Annotated in this window: 15 protein-coding genes; 1 reads left to right on the top strand and 14 read right to left on the bottom strand. The window is 56.5% G+C overall.

What is annotated here, in order from left to right:
• Positions 1 to 18: 18 nt before the first annotated feature.
• The 14 genes from AC1DQM_RS09130 to rpmH all read right to left on the bottom strand — a co-directional run bounded on the left by AC1DQM_RS09130 (position 19) and on the right by rpmH (position 11,646).
• A complete protein-coding gene (locus AC1DQM_RS09130) occupies positions 19 to 555 on the bottom strand; it encodes a F0F1 ATP synthase subunit delta (protein WP_064621179.1) in 537 nt (178 codons plus the stop codon).
• Between the two features lie 12 nt (positions 556 to 567).
• Positions 568 to 1,038 carry a F0F1 ATP synthase subunit B gene (locus AC1DQM_RS09125; RefSeq protein WP_047535495.1) on the bottom strand — a complete coding sequence of 157 codons (471 nt, stop codon included), beginning with the start codon at positions 1,036 to 1,038 and terminating at the stop codon, positions 568 to 570.
• A 58-nt stretch (positions 1,039 to 1,096) separates the two neighbouring features.
• The gene (gene atpE, locus AC1DQM_RS09120; RefSeq protein WP_003097235.1) at positions 1,097 to 1,354 is read right to left on the bottom strand and encodes a F0F1 ATP synthase subunit C; all 258 of its coding nucleotides are present in this window, start codon (positions 1,352 to 1,354) and stop codon (positions 1,097 to 1,099) included.
• A 133-nt stretch (positions 1,355 to 1,487) separates the two neighbouring features.
• Entirely contained in the window at positions 1,488 to 2,357 is an 870-nt protein-coding gene (gene atpB / locus AC1DQM_RS09115; RefSeq protein WP_007934337.1) for a F0F1 ATP synthase subunit A, read from the bottom strand.
• 16 nt (positions 2,358 to 2,373) lie between these two features.
• The gene (locus tag AC1DQM_RS09110; RefSeq protein WP_064621181.1) at positions 2,374 to 2,781 is read right to left on the bottom strand and encodes a F0F1 ATP synthase subunit I; all 408 of its coding nucleotides are present in this window, start codon (positions 2,779 to 2,781) and stop codon (positions 2,374 to 2,376) included.
• Positions 2,782 to 2,929: 148 nt separating this feature from the next.
• Complete coding sequence (locus AC1DQM_RS09105; RefSeq protein WP_007934333.1) at positions 2,930 to 3,802, bottom strand: ParB/RepB/Spo0J family partition protein; 873 nt, start codon at positions 3,800 to 3,802, stop codon at positions 2,930 to 2,932.
• A 9-nt stretch (positions 3,803 to 3,811) separates the two neighbouring features.
• Positions 3,812 to 4,609 carry a ParA family protein gene (locus AC1DQM_RS09100; RefSeq protein WP_477746047.1) on the bottom strand — a complete coding sequence of 266 codons (798 nt, stop codon included), beginning with the start codon at positions 4,607 to 4,609 and terminating at the stop codon, positions 3,812 to 3,814.
• An 18-nt stretch (positions 4,610 to 4,627) separates the two neighbouring features.
• On the bottom strand, positions 4,628 to 5,272 hold the full coding sequence (gene rsmG, locus AC1DQM_RS09095) for a 16S rRNA (guanine(527)-N(7))-methyltransferase RsmG (protein ID WP_064621182.1): 645 nt from the start codon (positions 5,270 to 5,272) through the stop codon (positions 4,628 to 4,630).
• Positions 5,269 to 7,167 (bottom strand): tRNA uridine-5-carboxymethylaminomethyl(34) synthesis enzyme MnmG, encoded by a 1,899-nt coding sequence (mnmG, locus tag AC1DQM_RS09090; protein WP_018927325.1) that lies wholly within the window; start codon positions 7,165 to 7,167, stop codon positions 5,269 to 5,271. The genes rsmG and mnmG overlap by 4 nt, the downstream gene beginning before the upstream one ends.
• A gap of 550 nt (positions 7,168 to 7,717) precedes the next feature.
• Complete coding sequence (gene mnmE, locus AC1DQM_RS09085; RefSeq protein ID WP_018927324.1) at positions 7,718 to 9,088, bottom strand: tRNA uridine-5-carboxymethylaminomethyl(34) synthesis GTPase MnmE; 1,371 nt, start codon at positions 9,086 to 9,088, stop codon at positions 7,718 to 7,720.
• 79 nt (positions 9,089 to 9,167) lie between these two features.
• A complete protein-coding gene (gene yidC, locus AC1DQM_RS09080) occupies positions 9,168 to 10,853 on the bottom strand; it encodes a membrane protein insertase YidC (RefSeq protein ID WP_018927323.1) in 1,686 nt (561 codons plus the stop codon).
• Between the two features lie 2 nt (positions 10,854 to 10,855).
• Entirely contained in the window at positions 10,856 to 11,101 is a 246-nt protein-coding gene (yidD, locus tag AC1DQM_RS09075) for a membrane protein insertion efficiency factor YidD (protein ID WP_003213574.1), read from the bottom strand.
• Positions 11,094 to 11,495: a ribonuclease P protein component gene (rnpA, locus tag AC1DQM_RS09070; protein ID WP_026286513.1), complete on the bottom strand. Its 402-nt coding sequence runs from the start codon at positions 11,493 to 11,495 to the stop codon at positions 11,094 to 11,096. The genes yidD and rnpA overlap by 8 nt, the downstream gene beginning before the upstream one ends.
• Positions 11,496 to 11,511: 16 nt before the next feature.
• A complete protein-coding gene (rpmH, locus tag AC1DQM_RS09065; protein ID WP_003213577.1) occupies positions 11,512 to 11,646 on the bottom strand; it encodes a 50S ribosomal protein L34 in 135 nt (44 codons plus the stop codon).
• Between the two features lie 568 nt (positions 11,647 to 12,214).
• Here rpmH and dnaA point away from each other — a divergent pair.
• Positions 12,215 to 13,735, top strand: a complete 1,521-nt coding sequence (gene dnaA / locus AC1DQM_RS09060) for a chromosomal replication initiator protein DnaA (RefSeq protein ID WP_007934322.1) — start codon at positions 12,215 to 12,217, stop codon at positions 13,733 to 13,735.
• Positions 13,736 to 13,766 lie beyond the last annotated feature (31 nt).

Raw genomic sequence — 13,766 nt, 5'->3', positions numbered from 1 at the left:
TCTGCTGCCCCTTCAAACTCAAGATTTCAATGCTTCGGCAAGTTTCGCGATTTTGCCGCGAATCGAGCCATCGATAACCAGGTCGCCGGCGCGGATGACAACACCACCAATAAGGGATGAGTCTTCCTCGACTTGCAGGCGCACTTCCCGGTTGAGTCGTGCACTGAGAACCTTGGCGAGTTTGTCTTGCTGTTCTTGGTTCAATGCAAAAGCACTGGTCACTTCAACGTCTACCGATTTCTCTTGTTCGGCCTTGTACAGGTCAAACAGAGCGGCGATCTCCGGCAGAAGCGGGAGACGGTCGTTTTCGGCAACGACGTGAATGAAGTTCTGTGCCTTGGCATCAAACTTGTCGCCGCACACGTCAATGAACGTGGCGGCCTTTTCTGCGCTCGTCAGTCGCGGGGCCTTGAGCACGCGCTGCATGGTGTCGTCTTGCGACACCGCTGCTGCCAGGCCGAGCATGGCTGACCAATTGGCCAGTTGCTGGTGGGCCTGAGCGTGCTCGAAGGCCGCCTTAGCGTAAGGTCGGGCCAACGTGGTCAGTTCTGCCATGATCGCCCTCGCTTAGATTTCAGCAGCCAGTTGGTTAACCAGCTCTGCGTGCGCGTTTTGATCGATTGTGGCACCCAGGATCTTCGCAGCACCGCCAACGGCCAGGCTACCCACTTGGGCGCGCAGCGCGTCTTTGACGCTGTTCAGTTCCTGTTCGATCTCGGCCTGAGCCTGAGCCTTCACACGGTCAGCTTCGACGCGAGCCTGTTCACGGGCTTCGTCGACAATCTGGGTACCGCGTTTCTTGGCTTGCTCGATGATTTCAGCTGCCTGAGCTTTCGCTTCGCGCAGTTGCTGACCCGCTTTCTCTTGGGCCAACTCCAGGTCGCGAGCTGCTCGGCTGGCAGCGTCCAGACCATCAGCGATCTTCTTTTGACGTTCGTGCAGAGCCGTGATGACCGGAGGCCATACGAACTTCATGCAGAACAGTACAAAAATCAGGAACGCAACGGACTGGCCAATCAGGGTCGCATTAATGTTCACGCCAACACCTCGCAGTTACGTTGTCCATCACACCAAATTACCCGGAAGATCCGAGTAATTAGCCAGCGATTTGACCAACGAACGGGTTCGCAAAGGTGAAGAACAGAGCGATACCAACACCGATCATGGTTACGGCGTCGAGCAGACCGGCAACGATGAACATTTTAACTTGCAGCATTGGAACCATTTCTGGCTGACGCGCTGCGCCTTCCAGGAACTTGCCGCCCAGCAGGCCGAAACCAATTGCGGTACCCAGTGCGCCCAGGCCGATCAACAGTGCAACAGCGATAGCGGTTAGACCAACTACAGTTTCCATCTTTCCTCCCGACTTTTACGTCGTATGGTTTAGGTTTTTTAGATTTTAAAGCGGTAAAACAAATCGTTTCATAGCCCTGTTAGGGCACCCACCCGTTTGACCGGGTGGGACATAAGACCAGTCGAGACTGGTCTTAATGGTTTTCTTCGTGCGCCATCGACAGGTAGACGATGGTCAGCATCATGAAGATAAATGCCTGCAGGGTGATGATCAGGATGTGGAACACAGCCCACGCCCACTGCAGAACTACGCCCAGGCCGCTCAGCCAGAGCAGACCGCTGCCGAACATCACAGCGATCAGAATGAACACCAGCTCACCGGCATACATGTTGCCGAACAGACGCAGAGCCAGGGAGATCGGCTTGGCGATCAGGGTCACGAATTCCAGCAGGAAGTTCACCGGAATCAGCAGCGCCTGAACAAAGATGTTCTTGCTGCCGAACGGGTGCAGGGTCAGCTCGCCGATGAAGCCGCCGAGGCCCTTGATCTTGATGCTGTAGAAAATGATCAGCGCGAACACCGTGAAGGCCATGGCCAATGTAGCGTTCGGGTCGGTGGTCGACACGGCGCGGAACGGGATGTGGTGGTCGCCGGAGATCAGGATGGCCAGCTGAGGAATCCAGTCGACCGGTACCAGGTCGATGGCGTTCATCAGGAAGACCCAGACGAAGATGGTCAGTGCCAGCGGTGCAACCACTGGACTACGGCCATGGAAGCTGTCTTTCACGCTGCCATCGACGAATTCGACCAATACTTCAACGAAGTTCTGCAAAGCACCAGGTACACCTGTAGTCGCCTTCTTTGCCGCCATGCGGAAAAGAAGAACGAAGATCAGACCCAACGCGACCGACCAGCCGAGGGTATCGACGTGGAAAGCCCAGAAGCCCATTTCCTTGGCTTCTGCTGCGGAGTGGGCAAAGCCCCAGCCGCCGTTGGGTAGCTGACCGAAGGTCAGGTTCTGCAAGTGGTGCTGGATATAGCCCGAAGCGGTTGTTTCTGCCATGGTTGCCTCAAACGCCCTAAGGTCTCGAAAGTCTTGTTCTCATAAGCAGGGGAGCGAACCAGCTGACCAGTTGGGTCAGCACGAAGACGCCGAATACTGCTAACGGCGCCAATGGCTTCACACCTGCAAACGTCAATGCAAACAGCACTGCCGTCAAAATCAGTTTGCCCGCCTCGCCGGCATAAAAAGACCGGACGATGGCTTGAGCTGCTCGGGCGCCGGAAAACCGAAATGCCCTGTGAGCGAAATAAATATTGGGAAGCAAGGCTATCAGGCCTCCGCAAAGTCCTGAGTACCCGGCAACGACTCCATACCATCGCCAGAGCGCCAAAGCGGCAATCAGCAAAACGACGAATTGAGCCATTAACACCGGAAAAACAGCCAATCGATGGAAAGGCAAGCGGTCTGGCGTGCGGTTTTCCATCACTTTTGCTCCCCAATGGTCGGCTGCCGAAATTCAATAACTTGGCATAATTTGTGCCGACAAAATGCGCGCAGAGTATAGGGGCGGTTCTGCCCCTATTCAACTGTCAGGTAGTGATTTCCGACTTCACGCTACAAGAGGAATTGTTTCAGCGGATGTGTGCGAGCACACCTTGAAGTTCATCAAGAGAGTTGTAGCCGATCACCAACTGCCCCTTACCCTTCTTTCCGTGGCGGATCTGCACCGCAGAGCCTAGGCGCTCGGCCAGGCGCTGCTCGAGCCGGGCGATATCCGGGTCCGGTTTTGCCGGTTCCACAGGCTCCGGTTTGCCACTCAACCACTGGCGAACCAGTGCTTCAGTCTGGCGCACAGTCAGCCCCCGTGCGACAACATGTCGCGCCCCTTCAACCTGTTGGTTTTCCGGTAAACCCAGCAAGGCACGGGCATGACCCATTTCCAGGTCGCCGTGAGACAGCATGGTCTTGATGACTTCCGGCAACGAAATCAGGCGCAATAGGTTGGCCACGGTGACGCGGGACTTACCCACAGCCTCGGCCACTTGTTGCTGAGTCAGCTGGAATTCCTGCTGCAAACGCTGCAAGGCCACCGCTTCTTCGATCGGATTGAGGTCTTCGCGCTGGATATTCTCGATCAACGCCATGGCGATGGCGGTTTCATCCGGCACATCGCGGACCATCGCCGGGATGGTTTCCTGGCCAGCCTGCTGGCTGGCGCGCCAGCGGCGTTCGCCGGCGATGATTTCGAAGCGACCGCTGCCAATCGGGCGAACCACGATCGGCTGCATCACGCCCTGAGCCTTGATCGACTGCGCCAGCTCTTCCAGCGCCTGAGGATCCATGTCGCGACGCGGCTGGTACTTGCCACGCTGGATCAGGTCCAGGGGCAGGTGCTGCAGCTCACGCTGGTCGGCTTGCACCGCTTGTTCTTCCAGCGAGCTGACAGTCGGACCACTCAGCAGTGCATCCAGTCCACGTCCGAGACCTCGTTTCTTGACGGCCATGGGGATTCCTTAAGTTGCCTGGGCAGCGGCGGTGCGTGAATTTTTGCGTTGACGGCGAACCATCTCACCGGCCAATGCCAGGTAGGCAATCGCGCCGCGCGATGATTTATCGTACGCCAGCGCCGGCATGCCATAGCTTGGCGCTTCGGCCAGACGGATGTTGCGCGGAATCACGGTGTCGTAGAGCTGATCGCCAAAGTGTTCCCTGAGCTGCGCCGAGACGTCGTTCATCAGGCTCAGGCGCGGGTCGTACATGGTCCGCAACAGGCCTTCGACTTTCAGGTTCGGGTTCAGCAGTTCGGCAATACGCTTGATGTTATCCACAAGGTCGCTCAACCCTTCGAGCGCGAAGTACTCACACTGCATGGGGATAATGACCCCGTCGGCGGCAACCAGCGCATTGAGCGTGAGCATCGACAGCGATGGCGGGCAGTCGATCAAAATGTAATCGTAGTTTTCACGGATCGGCGCCAACGCGCTGCGCAGGCGGCTTTCCTTCATCTGCATTTCCAGCAGAACGACTTCGGCCGCGGTCAGATCGCGGTTTGCCGGCAACAACTGGTAACCACCGTGTTCGGAATAGTGCATGGCCTGGGCCAGATCACATTCACCGATCAACAGATCGTAGACCGAGTTTTCCAGGCCGTGTTTATCCACACCGCTACCCATGGTGGCGTTGCCCTGTGGATCAAGATCGATCAACAGCACCCGACGCTTGGTAGCGACCAGGGAAGCTGCGAGGTTGATGCAGGTGGTGGTCTTGCCCACACCACCCTTTTGGTTCGCTATCGCGAATACCTTAGCCATTCTTGCTTGTGTTCCCAATCATGCCGTGCGGCGCAGTATCAGCAGATGGCGTTGGCCTTGGCAACCGGGTACGGCCAGGGCGTGTTCGCTATCGAGGTGGAAGTCTGCCGGCAATGCTACCAGCTCATCGGCGGGATGAACGCCCTTCATTGCCAGCCAGCGTGTATCGGCGTCGCCCAAATGGCGAGTCCAGTTGCTGAAGTTCTCCATGCTGCTGAACGCCCGGGAAATGATCCCGTTGAATGGCAGTTCAGGCTGGAAGGCTTCGACGCGACTGTGGATAACTTGCAGGTTATCCAGTTTGAGTTCGAGTTTGACCTGGGTCAGGAAGCGGGTTTTCTTGCCGTTGCTGTCCAGACAGGTCACCTGGGACTCAGGAAACAGGATCGCCAACGGAATACCCGGCATGCCGCCGCCGCTGCCAACGTCCAGCCAGCGACCGTTTTCGACGAACGACATCACGCTCAAGCTATCGAGCAGGTGACGGGAGACCATTTCGTCCGGATCGCGCACGGCGGTCAGGTTGTAAGCCTTGTTCCATTTGATCAACAAAGCCAGATAACCCAGCAGCTGAGCGTGCTGGGTTTCCGTCAGTGTGACACCGAGCTGGCGAGCACCTGTGGATAACTCTTCTGCATGTTGCGAGGTAACCAACGAACTCAAGCGCTTTGCTCCAACTGACGGCCCGCGCCGCGTTTTTTCAAATGAATCATCAACAGCGAAATCGCCGCTGGGGTCACGCCCGGAATACGCGACGCCTGGCCCAAAGTCTCTGGACGGGTCGCACCGAGCTTGCTCTGGATCTCCTTGGAGAGACCGGAGATGTTCGTGTAATCGATATCCACAGGCAGTTTGGTGTCTTCGCTGGCCCGCAGGCGTGCGATTTCATCCTGTTGACGGTCGATGTAACCGGCGTATTTGGTCTTGATTTCGACCTGTTCGGCGACCTGTGGATCTTCTGCGCCCCCGCCAGTCACGGCGATCAGACCAGCGTAGTCGATTTCCGGACGGCTCAGCAGGTTGAGCAAATTGTATTCGTGGGTCAGCGGCGTGCCGAACTTCTCGGCAATCGCATCGCCCTGCTCGGTGCCCGGGCGAACCCAGGTACTTTTCAGGCGTTGTTCTTCCAGATCGATGCTTTCGCGTTTTTTGCAGAAAGCCGCCCAACGCGCGTCATCCACCAGACCCAGTTCGCGACCTTTTTCGGTCAGGCGCAGGTCGGCGTTGTCTTCGCGCAGAATCAAGCGGTATTCGGCGCGGGATGTGAACATCCGATACGGTTCCTGGGTACCGAGGGTAATCAGGTCGTCAACCAAAACGCCGATGTACGCTTCATCACGACGCGGGCACCAGGCATCTTTGCCCTGGGCTCGCAGTGCGGCGTTGGCTCCAGCCAGCAAACCCTGGGCGCCGGCTTCTTCGTAACCGGTGGTGCCGTTGATTTGCCCGGCGAAGAACAGACCGGCGATGACTTTGGTTTCCAGGCTGTACTTCAGGTCACGCGGGTCGAAATAGTCGTACTCGATGGCGTAGCCCGGACGCACGATGTGCGCGTTTTCCATGCCGCGGATCGATTGCACGATCTGCAATTGCACGTCGAACGGCAAGGATGTGGATATCCCGTTCGGGTACAGCTCGTGAGTGGTCAACCCTTCCGGTTCGATGAAGACCTGGTGGCTTTCCTTGTCGGCAAAGCGGTGGATCTTGTCTTCGATCGAGGGGCAATAACGTGGGCCGATGCCTTCGATCAACCCGGCATCGGAATACATCGGCGAACGGTCGAGGTTGGCGGCAATGATTTCGTGGGTCCGGGCGTTGGTGTGGGTAATCCAGCAACTGACCTGTTTCGGGTGCTGTTCTTTGGAGCCCATGAACGACATGACCGGGATCGGCGTATCACCGGCTTGCTCGGTCATGACCGAGAAATCCACAGACCTACCGTCAATACGCGGCGGAGTACCGGTTTTCAGGCGACCGACACGCAATGGCAGTTCACGCAGACGACGTGCCAAAGCAATCGAAGGCGGATCACCGGCGCGACCGCCGGAATAATTCTGCATGCCGATGTGGATAAGTCCACCGAGGAAGGTGCCCGTCGTCAGCACCACGGAGTCGGCGAAGAAACGCAGGCCCATTTGCGTGACAACGCCGCGCACTTGTTCCTGTTCGACGATCAGGTCGTCCGCGGCCTGTTGAAATATCCACAGGTTCGGCTGGTTTTCCAAAGCTTCGCGGACAGCGGCCTTGTACAGAACCCGATCTGCCTGGGCGCGAGTTGCACGCACGGCCGGGCCTTTGCGGCTGTTCAATACGCGAAATTGAATACCGCCTTTATCGGTAGCCATGGCCATCGCGCCGCCCAGGGCATCGATTTCCTTGACCAGATGGCTTTTACCGATCCCACCAATGGCGGGATTGCAGCTCATGGCACCGAGGGTTTCCACGTTATGCGTCAGCAACAGGGTTTTTGCCCCCATACGTGCTGATGCAAGTGCTGCCTCGGTACCGGCATGACCGCCGCCGATGACGATCACTTCAAAACGGGAAGGGAAATCCACCACGCACCTCGTGCCTGCTTTAGTCAGGTAATCCGGAATAGTTTGAGCTCAGGTTCTTGGACCTGGTCGGCAAGTATAGGGACTTCGCCCTTCCTAAAGAACCCTTTGCACAAAATTTAACCAGCTGTGGAGAAGTCGGGGTTATAGAAATTAAAAAGAGAGAAATTTATTAAATCTTTGTTTTTATGTTTATTTCTACTGACCCACCTTTCTGTGGATAGATTCATACAGGCCTTTATTTTCAATGTGTACAGAGATTCAAAACCCTGTGGTCATGTGCCGAGGAGGCCCTTGGATAACCGGTGTAAGCCTGTGGATGAAAGAGGGTGTTATCCACAGAGGCGGTTATCTTCAGTTTTGAGGCCTTGTTATCAACTGCCCTTAGCGGCAGTTATTCACAGGGCTTAATCCACAGAAAAGGGCTGACCGAGCAAATCCCGGGCACGGAAAATCTGCCCGAACAGAAAAATCTGCTCGGGAGCGGAGGTCTATTTCAGAAGAAGGGGAGCAGACAGGCCAGAACGGCCTGTCTGTGGGTAACGCAGAAGGACTATTTACCGATGCAGAAGCTGGAAAAGATCCTGCCCAGCAGATCATCGGAGCTGAATGCCCCGGTGATCTCGCCCAAAGACTGCTGGGCTTGCCGCAAATCTTCGGCCAGCAGTTCACCGGCACCCGCTAACGTCAGCTGTGCGCGGCCGTGTTCGAGGGACGCACTCGCATGGCGCAGTGCCTCCAGGTGACGCCTGCGAGCACTAAAGCTGCTTTCAGAGGTCTGCTCGTAACCCATACAGGCCTTGAGATGCTCGCGCAACAACTCCAGGCCTTCGCCGGCGGACCTGGCACTGAGGCTGATCGTGACGTGGCCATCGTTACTGACTTCCAGGGCAATTGCTTCGCCCGTCAGGTCTGCCTTGTTACGAATCAGCGTCACTTTTGCCGGATCCGGGCGGGTTTCGAGGAATTCAGGCCACAAGGCAAATGGATCAAGGGCCTCGGGAGCCGTGGCATCGACCACCAGCAATACCCGATCCGCCTCGCCGATGGCTTTCAATGCCCGTTCGACGCCGATTTTCTCGACCTGATCGTCGGTATCCCGCAGCCCGGCAGTGTCGACCACATGCAACGGCATGCCATCGATGTGGATATGTTCGCGAAGAATGTCCCGGGTCGTGCCAGCAATCTCGGTCACGATCGCGGCTTCACGTCCGGCCAGGGCATTCAGAAGGCTGGACTTGCCGGCATTCGGCCGACCGGCGATGACTACCGTCATGCCGTCACGCAGCAAGGCCCCCTGCCCGGCTTCCCGAAGCACTGTGGATAATTCGTCGCGCACTTTGTCCAGCATGCTCAGCACGTGGCCATCGGCGAGGAAGTCGATTTCTTCTTCGGGGAAGTCGATAGCCGCTTCGACGTAAATGCGCAGGCCTATTAATTGCTCGGTAAGGTTATGCACACGCTGGGAAAACGCCCCTTGCAACGAACGCAGGGCATTTCGTGCAGCCTGTGCAGAACTCGCCTCGATCAGGTCGGCAATGGCTTCGGCCTGAGCCAGGTCGAGTTTGTCATTGAGGAAGGCGCGTTCGCTGAATTCACCCGGTCGGGCCAGACGGCAGCCCAGTTCAAGGCAGCGTTTGAGCAACATATCCAGGACGATTGGTCCGCCGTGGCCCTGCAGCTCCAGCACATCTTCGCCGGTGAACGAATTCGGTCCCGGGAAATACAGCGCGATGCCTTCGTCCAGCACCTCTTCGTTTTCACTGAGGAACGGGCCGTAATGGGCGAACCGCGGTTTCAGCTCGCGGCCGCTGATGGCTTTGGCCGCCACACTCGCCAGCGGCCCGGAAATACGGACGATGCCCACACCGCCGCGACCTTGAGCGGTGGCGACGGCTGCGATGGTTTCACGAGGAACGCTCATAAACCGGTATCCAGACAAAAGTGACAGATAGCAAAACGCCCCACTAGGGGGCGTTTTGAGTGGTTATCCACAGTGTAAATCAGGCAGCTGCTTTGGTAGCCGCTTCGATCTTACGAGTGATGTACCACTGTTGGGCGATCGACAGGCAGTTGTTCACTACCCAGTACAGTACCAGACCGGCCGGGAACCACAGGAAGAAGAAGGTGAAGATGATTGGCATCAGCTTCATCACCTTGGCCTGCATTGGATCCGGAGGCGTCGGGTTCAACTGCTGCTGGATGAACATGGTTGCGCCCATGATGATCGGCAGAATGAAGAACGGATCCTTGATCGACAGGTCAGTAATCCACAGCATGAATGGCGCCTGGCGCATTTCCACACTTTCCAGCAGAACCCAGTACAGCGAAAGGAAAACCGGCATCTGCACCAGGATTGGCAAGCAGCCACCCAGTGGATTGATCTTCTCTTTCTTGTACAGCTCCATCATGGCTTGCGACATTTTCTGCCGGTCTTCGCCATGTTGCTCTTTCAGCGCGGCCAGTTTCGGTGCCACTGCACGCATGCGCGCCATGGATTTGTAGCTGGCGGCCGACAACGGGAAGAAAATCCCCTTGATCAGCATGGTCAGGAAGATGATCGAGAAGCCCCAGTTACCAACCAGTGCGTGGATATGTTGCAGCAACCAGAAGATTGGCTGGGCAATGAACCACAGAATGCCGTAGTCGACGGTCAGTTCCAGACCTGGGGATAACTGTTTCAGCACAGCCTGGCTTTTTGGACCTGCGTACAGAACGGCGCTGGTTTCAACTTTGGCACCTGGCGCAGCAGTCAGCGAAGGACCGGTGTAGCCGATGATGTAGTTGCCTTTGCTGTCTTTACGGGTCTGGACGACGTTGTTTTCGCCCTTGGCCGGAATCCATGCGGTCACGAAATAGTGCTGCAACCAGGCAACCCAGCCACCGCTGACGGTTTCTTTCAGCTGAGCCTTGTCCATGTCCTTCATCGACACTTTCTTGTACGGCTCGTTACTTGTCCACAGGGCGGCGCCCAGGTAAGTCGCGGTGCCGGTGGCAGTGCTGGAAGAAGGATCGGAACTGGCGTCACGCTTCAGTTGCGCGAACATTGCACCGGACCAGGGCTGAGCGCTCTGGTTGTCGATCAGGTAGGAAACGGTTACGTCATACAGGCCACGTTTCAGGGTGAAACGCTTGATGTAGTTGACGCCGTCCTTGCTGAACTTCAGGTCCACGACCAATTGGTCCTGACCGTCAGCCAGTTGATAAATCTTCTTCTCGGAGGAGTAAACCGGACGACCGGCAGGACTTGCGTCCGGACCGTTGGTGCCGATCAGGCCACTCTGAGCCAGATAAGTCCGCTCGTTGCCGTTATCGAACAACTGGAATGGAATTTCCGGATGGTCCTGGCGACGTGGATACAGCGGCAGCGTCAACTGGGCAACATCGCCACCTTGTGGATCGATGGCCAGGTTGAGCACATCCGTTTTGATCTGGATGAGGTCTTTGCTTGCAGCCACTGGCGTTTCAGCAGGTGCAGTTGCACTGGTATCGCTTGCGGCGCGCGGGATGTCGTCACTGGCGGAAGCATTATTGCCAGTCGCCGTATCCGGTAGACCCGGTGCGGTAGTACTGGAAGCAACATTCTGAGTCGGCAGGGCAGCCTGGCCATAGTCCTGGTTCCATTTAAGAACCATAACGTAGGACACGATTGCCAGGGCGACGATCAGGATCGTGCGTTTGATATCCATGATTACTCGGCCATCGAAGAAGAACGGGAGGTAGGGATAGGTGGAACCGGGTCATAACCACCGGGATTCCACGGATGACAGCGACCTAAACGACGAAAGGTCAGCCAGCCACCGCGCAGAAGGCCATGATTTTCTATGGCTTCTAACGCGTAGCAGGAACAACTGGGGTAGAAACGACAGTGATTGGCCATCAGGGGACTAATGGCATAGCGATAAAACTGGATCGGAACGAGTGCCAGTTTACGCATCGGGACTGTCTACCCCTACAGTTTCGGCTTTGACTGCTGGTACCGGCTTGCTGCGTGCCAGACGTTTCCAGAGTTTGCCGAAATGCTGAATCAATTCGGGGTTTTCTACGTCACCCAAACCTTTGCGCGCGACGATAACAATGTCCCAACCGACCAGTGAATCCTGGTTCAGGCGAAACGATTCGCGCATCAGACGTTTGAGGCGATTGCGCTCGACGGAGAGCTTTACGCTCTTTTTCCCGATAACCAGCCCGAGACGGGGGTGATCAAGATCGTTATTGCGCGCAAGGAGCAGAAGATTTTTCCCCGGAACCTTGCCGGTAGGGGAGTCAAAGACTGCCTTGAAATGCCGGGGAGTAAGCAGACGCTTATCCCGACTGAAGTCCTGACTCACCTCCAGTGCCGGATTATCAAACTGCCAGACGCGCACGACCTTTGGCGCGACGACGCGACAGGACGGCACGACCGTTCTTGGTAGCCATGCGAGCACGGAAACCGTGGGTACGAGCGCGTTTGATAGTGCTTGGTTGGAAAGTACGTTTCATTGTCGTGTTACCTGGTTCGTCCACAACGGGCCGGAATGGCCCCCGTTTTAAGAGACCGGGGATTCTAGAGAAAGCAAGCCTCTAGGTCAATTTCCAACCAACGTTTCCTTATAAATAGATCTCCAGAGGATTTGCTCGTCCGCAGGTCGTTCGCTAGATATAGAAATAAAGAAGGGAATTATTTAAAGCTTTTCTGTAAAGCTTGTAAAAGCTAGGCACGCGTTCATCTGTGGATAACTGCCTTAAGCCCTTAAAAACCGTGATGTACAGAGAATGACAACTACAGTGGAAAACGGTGATCAGCCTGTGCTGCGCTATCGGATAAGCTGTGTGTGGAAAGGTCTGTTATCCACAGGCAGGTTATCCACCGAGTTTCGCCCCCACTTGTCCAGTGCCCTCATGGGCGGTTATCCACAGAGCTTATGCACATACCGTTGGTCTTCTTTTTGAGGGTTAACGCGTTGATAATTCATGCCCTGTGCGCAACCTGCATGTGGATAAGTGGGCGTCTGGCCGCTACAATGACCGCTTGTTTTTGCCTCACCGGCTTTCAACTTAGGGGATATCCGTGTCAGTGGAACTTTGGCAGCAGTGCGTGGAGCTTTTGCGCGATGAGCTGCCTGCCCAACAATTCAACACTTGGATCCGCCCGCTACAGGTCGAAGCCGAAGGCGACGAGTTGCGTGTCTACGCACCGAATCGTTTTGTTCTCGACTGGGTCAACGAAAAGTACCTGGGCCGCGTCCTTGAACTGCTGGATGAGCATGGCAATGGCATGGCGCCGGCGCTTTCCTTATTAATAGGCAGCAAACGCAGTTCGGCACCGCGTGCGGCACCCAATGCCCCGTTGGCCGCTGCGGCGTCCCAGGCTCAGGCGGCGGCCGCACCGGTCAGCGCTCCAGCCCCTGCTCCGGCGGCGGCACCGACCAAGCGTTCGACGCAAAAAGTTGCCGAGGTCAGTGAAGAGCCGTCCCGCGACAGCTTCGACCCTATGGCCGGCGCCAGTTCGCAACAGGCCCCGGTTCGTTCCGAGCAGCGCACGGTGCAGGTCGAAGGTGCGCTCAAGCACACCAGCTACCTGAACCGCACTTTCACCTTCGAGAACTTCGTCGAAGGTAAGTCCAACCAACTGGCACGGGCTGCGGCCTGGCAGGTGGCGGACAACCCCAAGCACGGTTACAACCCGCTCTTCCTTTATGGTGGCGTCGGTTTGGGTAAAACCCACTTGATGCACGCTGTGGGTAACCACCTATTAAAGAAGAACCCGAATGCCAAGGTCGTGTACCTGCATTCGGAGCGTTTCGTGGCCGACATGGTCAAGGCGCTGCAGTTGAACGCGATCAACGAGTTCAAGCGCTTCTACCGTTCGGTGGATGCGTTGCTGATCGATGACATTCAGTTCTTCGCTCGCAAGGAACGTTCGCAGGAAGAGTTTTTCCACACCTTCAACGCCCTGCTCGAAGGTGGCCAGCAGGTCATTCTCACCAGTGACCGCTATCCGAAAGAAATTGAAGGCCTTGAAGAACGCCTTAAATCCCGCTTTGGCTGGGGCCTGACGGTTGCCGTCGAGCCGCCGGAGCTGGAAACCCGTGTAGCGATCCTGATGAAAAAGGCCGACCAGGCCAAAGTCGATCTGCCACACGACGCGGCATTCTTCATCGCCCAGCGTATTCGCTCCAACGTCCGTGAGCTGGAAGGCGCGCTCAAGCGCGTGATCGCCCACTCGCACTTTATGGGTCGCGACATCACCATCGAGTTGATTCGCGAATCCCTGAAAGACTTGTTGGCGTTGCAAGATAAACTGGTCTCTGTGGATAACATTCAGCGCACCGTCGCTGAGTATTACAAGATCAAGATCTCCGACCTGCTGTCCAAGCGTCGTTCACGCTCGGTAGCACGTCCGCGTCAGGTCGCTATGGCGTTGTCCAAGGAATTGACCAACCACAGCCTGCCGGAAATCGGCGATGTGTTTGGCGGCCGCGACCACACGACTGTTTTGCACGCCTGCCGCAAGATCAACGAGCTTAAGGAATCCGACGCGGACATCCGCGAGGACTACAAGAACCTGCTGCGTACACTGACCACTTGATGAACACCAGCGCAGCTTATTAAGGCAAGGG

It is taken from the genome of Pseudomonas sp. 01L34 (genome assembly GCF_056400265.1).
The sequence above is the reverse complement of the archived record's forward strand: the minus strand, read 5'-3'. Positions and strand labels throughout refer to the sequence as shown.

What these genes read in the sequence shown, in the direction of transcription:
- AC1DQM_RS09130 (WP_064621179.1), bottom strand. Translation starts at nt 555, where the DNA reads ATGGCAGAACTGACCACGTTGGCCCGACCTTACGCTAAGGCGGCCTTC.
- rpmH (WP_003213577.1), bottom strand. Translation starts at nt 11,646, where the DNA reads ATGAAACGTACTTTCCAACCAAGCACTATCAAACGCGCTCGTACCCAC.
- mnmE (WP_018927324.1), bottom strand. Translation starts at nt 9,088, where the DNA reads ATGAGCGTTCCTCGTGAAACCATCGCAGCCGTCGCCACCGCTCAAGGT.
- yidD (WP_003213574.1), bottom strand. Translation starts at nt 11,101, where the DNA reads ATGCGTAAACTGGCACTCGTTCCGATCCAGTTTTATCGCTATGCCATT.
- AC1DQM_RS09100 (WP_477746047.1), bottom strand. Translation starts at nt 4,609, where the DNA reads ATGGCTAAGGTATTCGCGATAGCGAACCAAAAGGGTGGTGTGGGCAAG.
- atpB (WP_007934337.1), bottom strand. Translation starts at nt 2,357, where the DNA reads ATGGCAGAAACAACCGCTTCGGGCTATATCCAGCACCACTTGCAGAAC.
- yidC (WP_018927323.1), bottom strand. Translation starts at nt 10,853, where the DNA reads ATGGATATCAAACGCACGATCCTGATCGTCGCCCTGGCAATCGTGTCC.
- AC1DQM_RS09110 (WP_064621181.1), bottom strand. Translation starts at nt 2,781, where the DNA reads ATGGAAAACCGCACGCCAGACCGCTTGCCTTTCCATCGATTGGCTGTT.
- AC1DQM_RS09105 (WP_007934333.1), bottom strand. Translation starts at nt 3,802, where the DNA reads ATGGCCGTCAAGAAACGAGGTCTCGGACGTGGACTGGATGCACTGCTG.
- atpE (WP_003097235.1), bottom strand. Translation starts at nt 1,354, where the DNA reads ATGGAAACTGTAGTTGGTCTAACCGCTATCGCTGTTGCACTGTTGATC.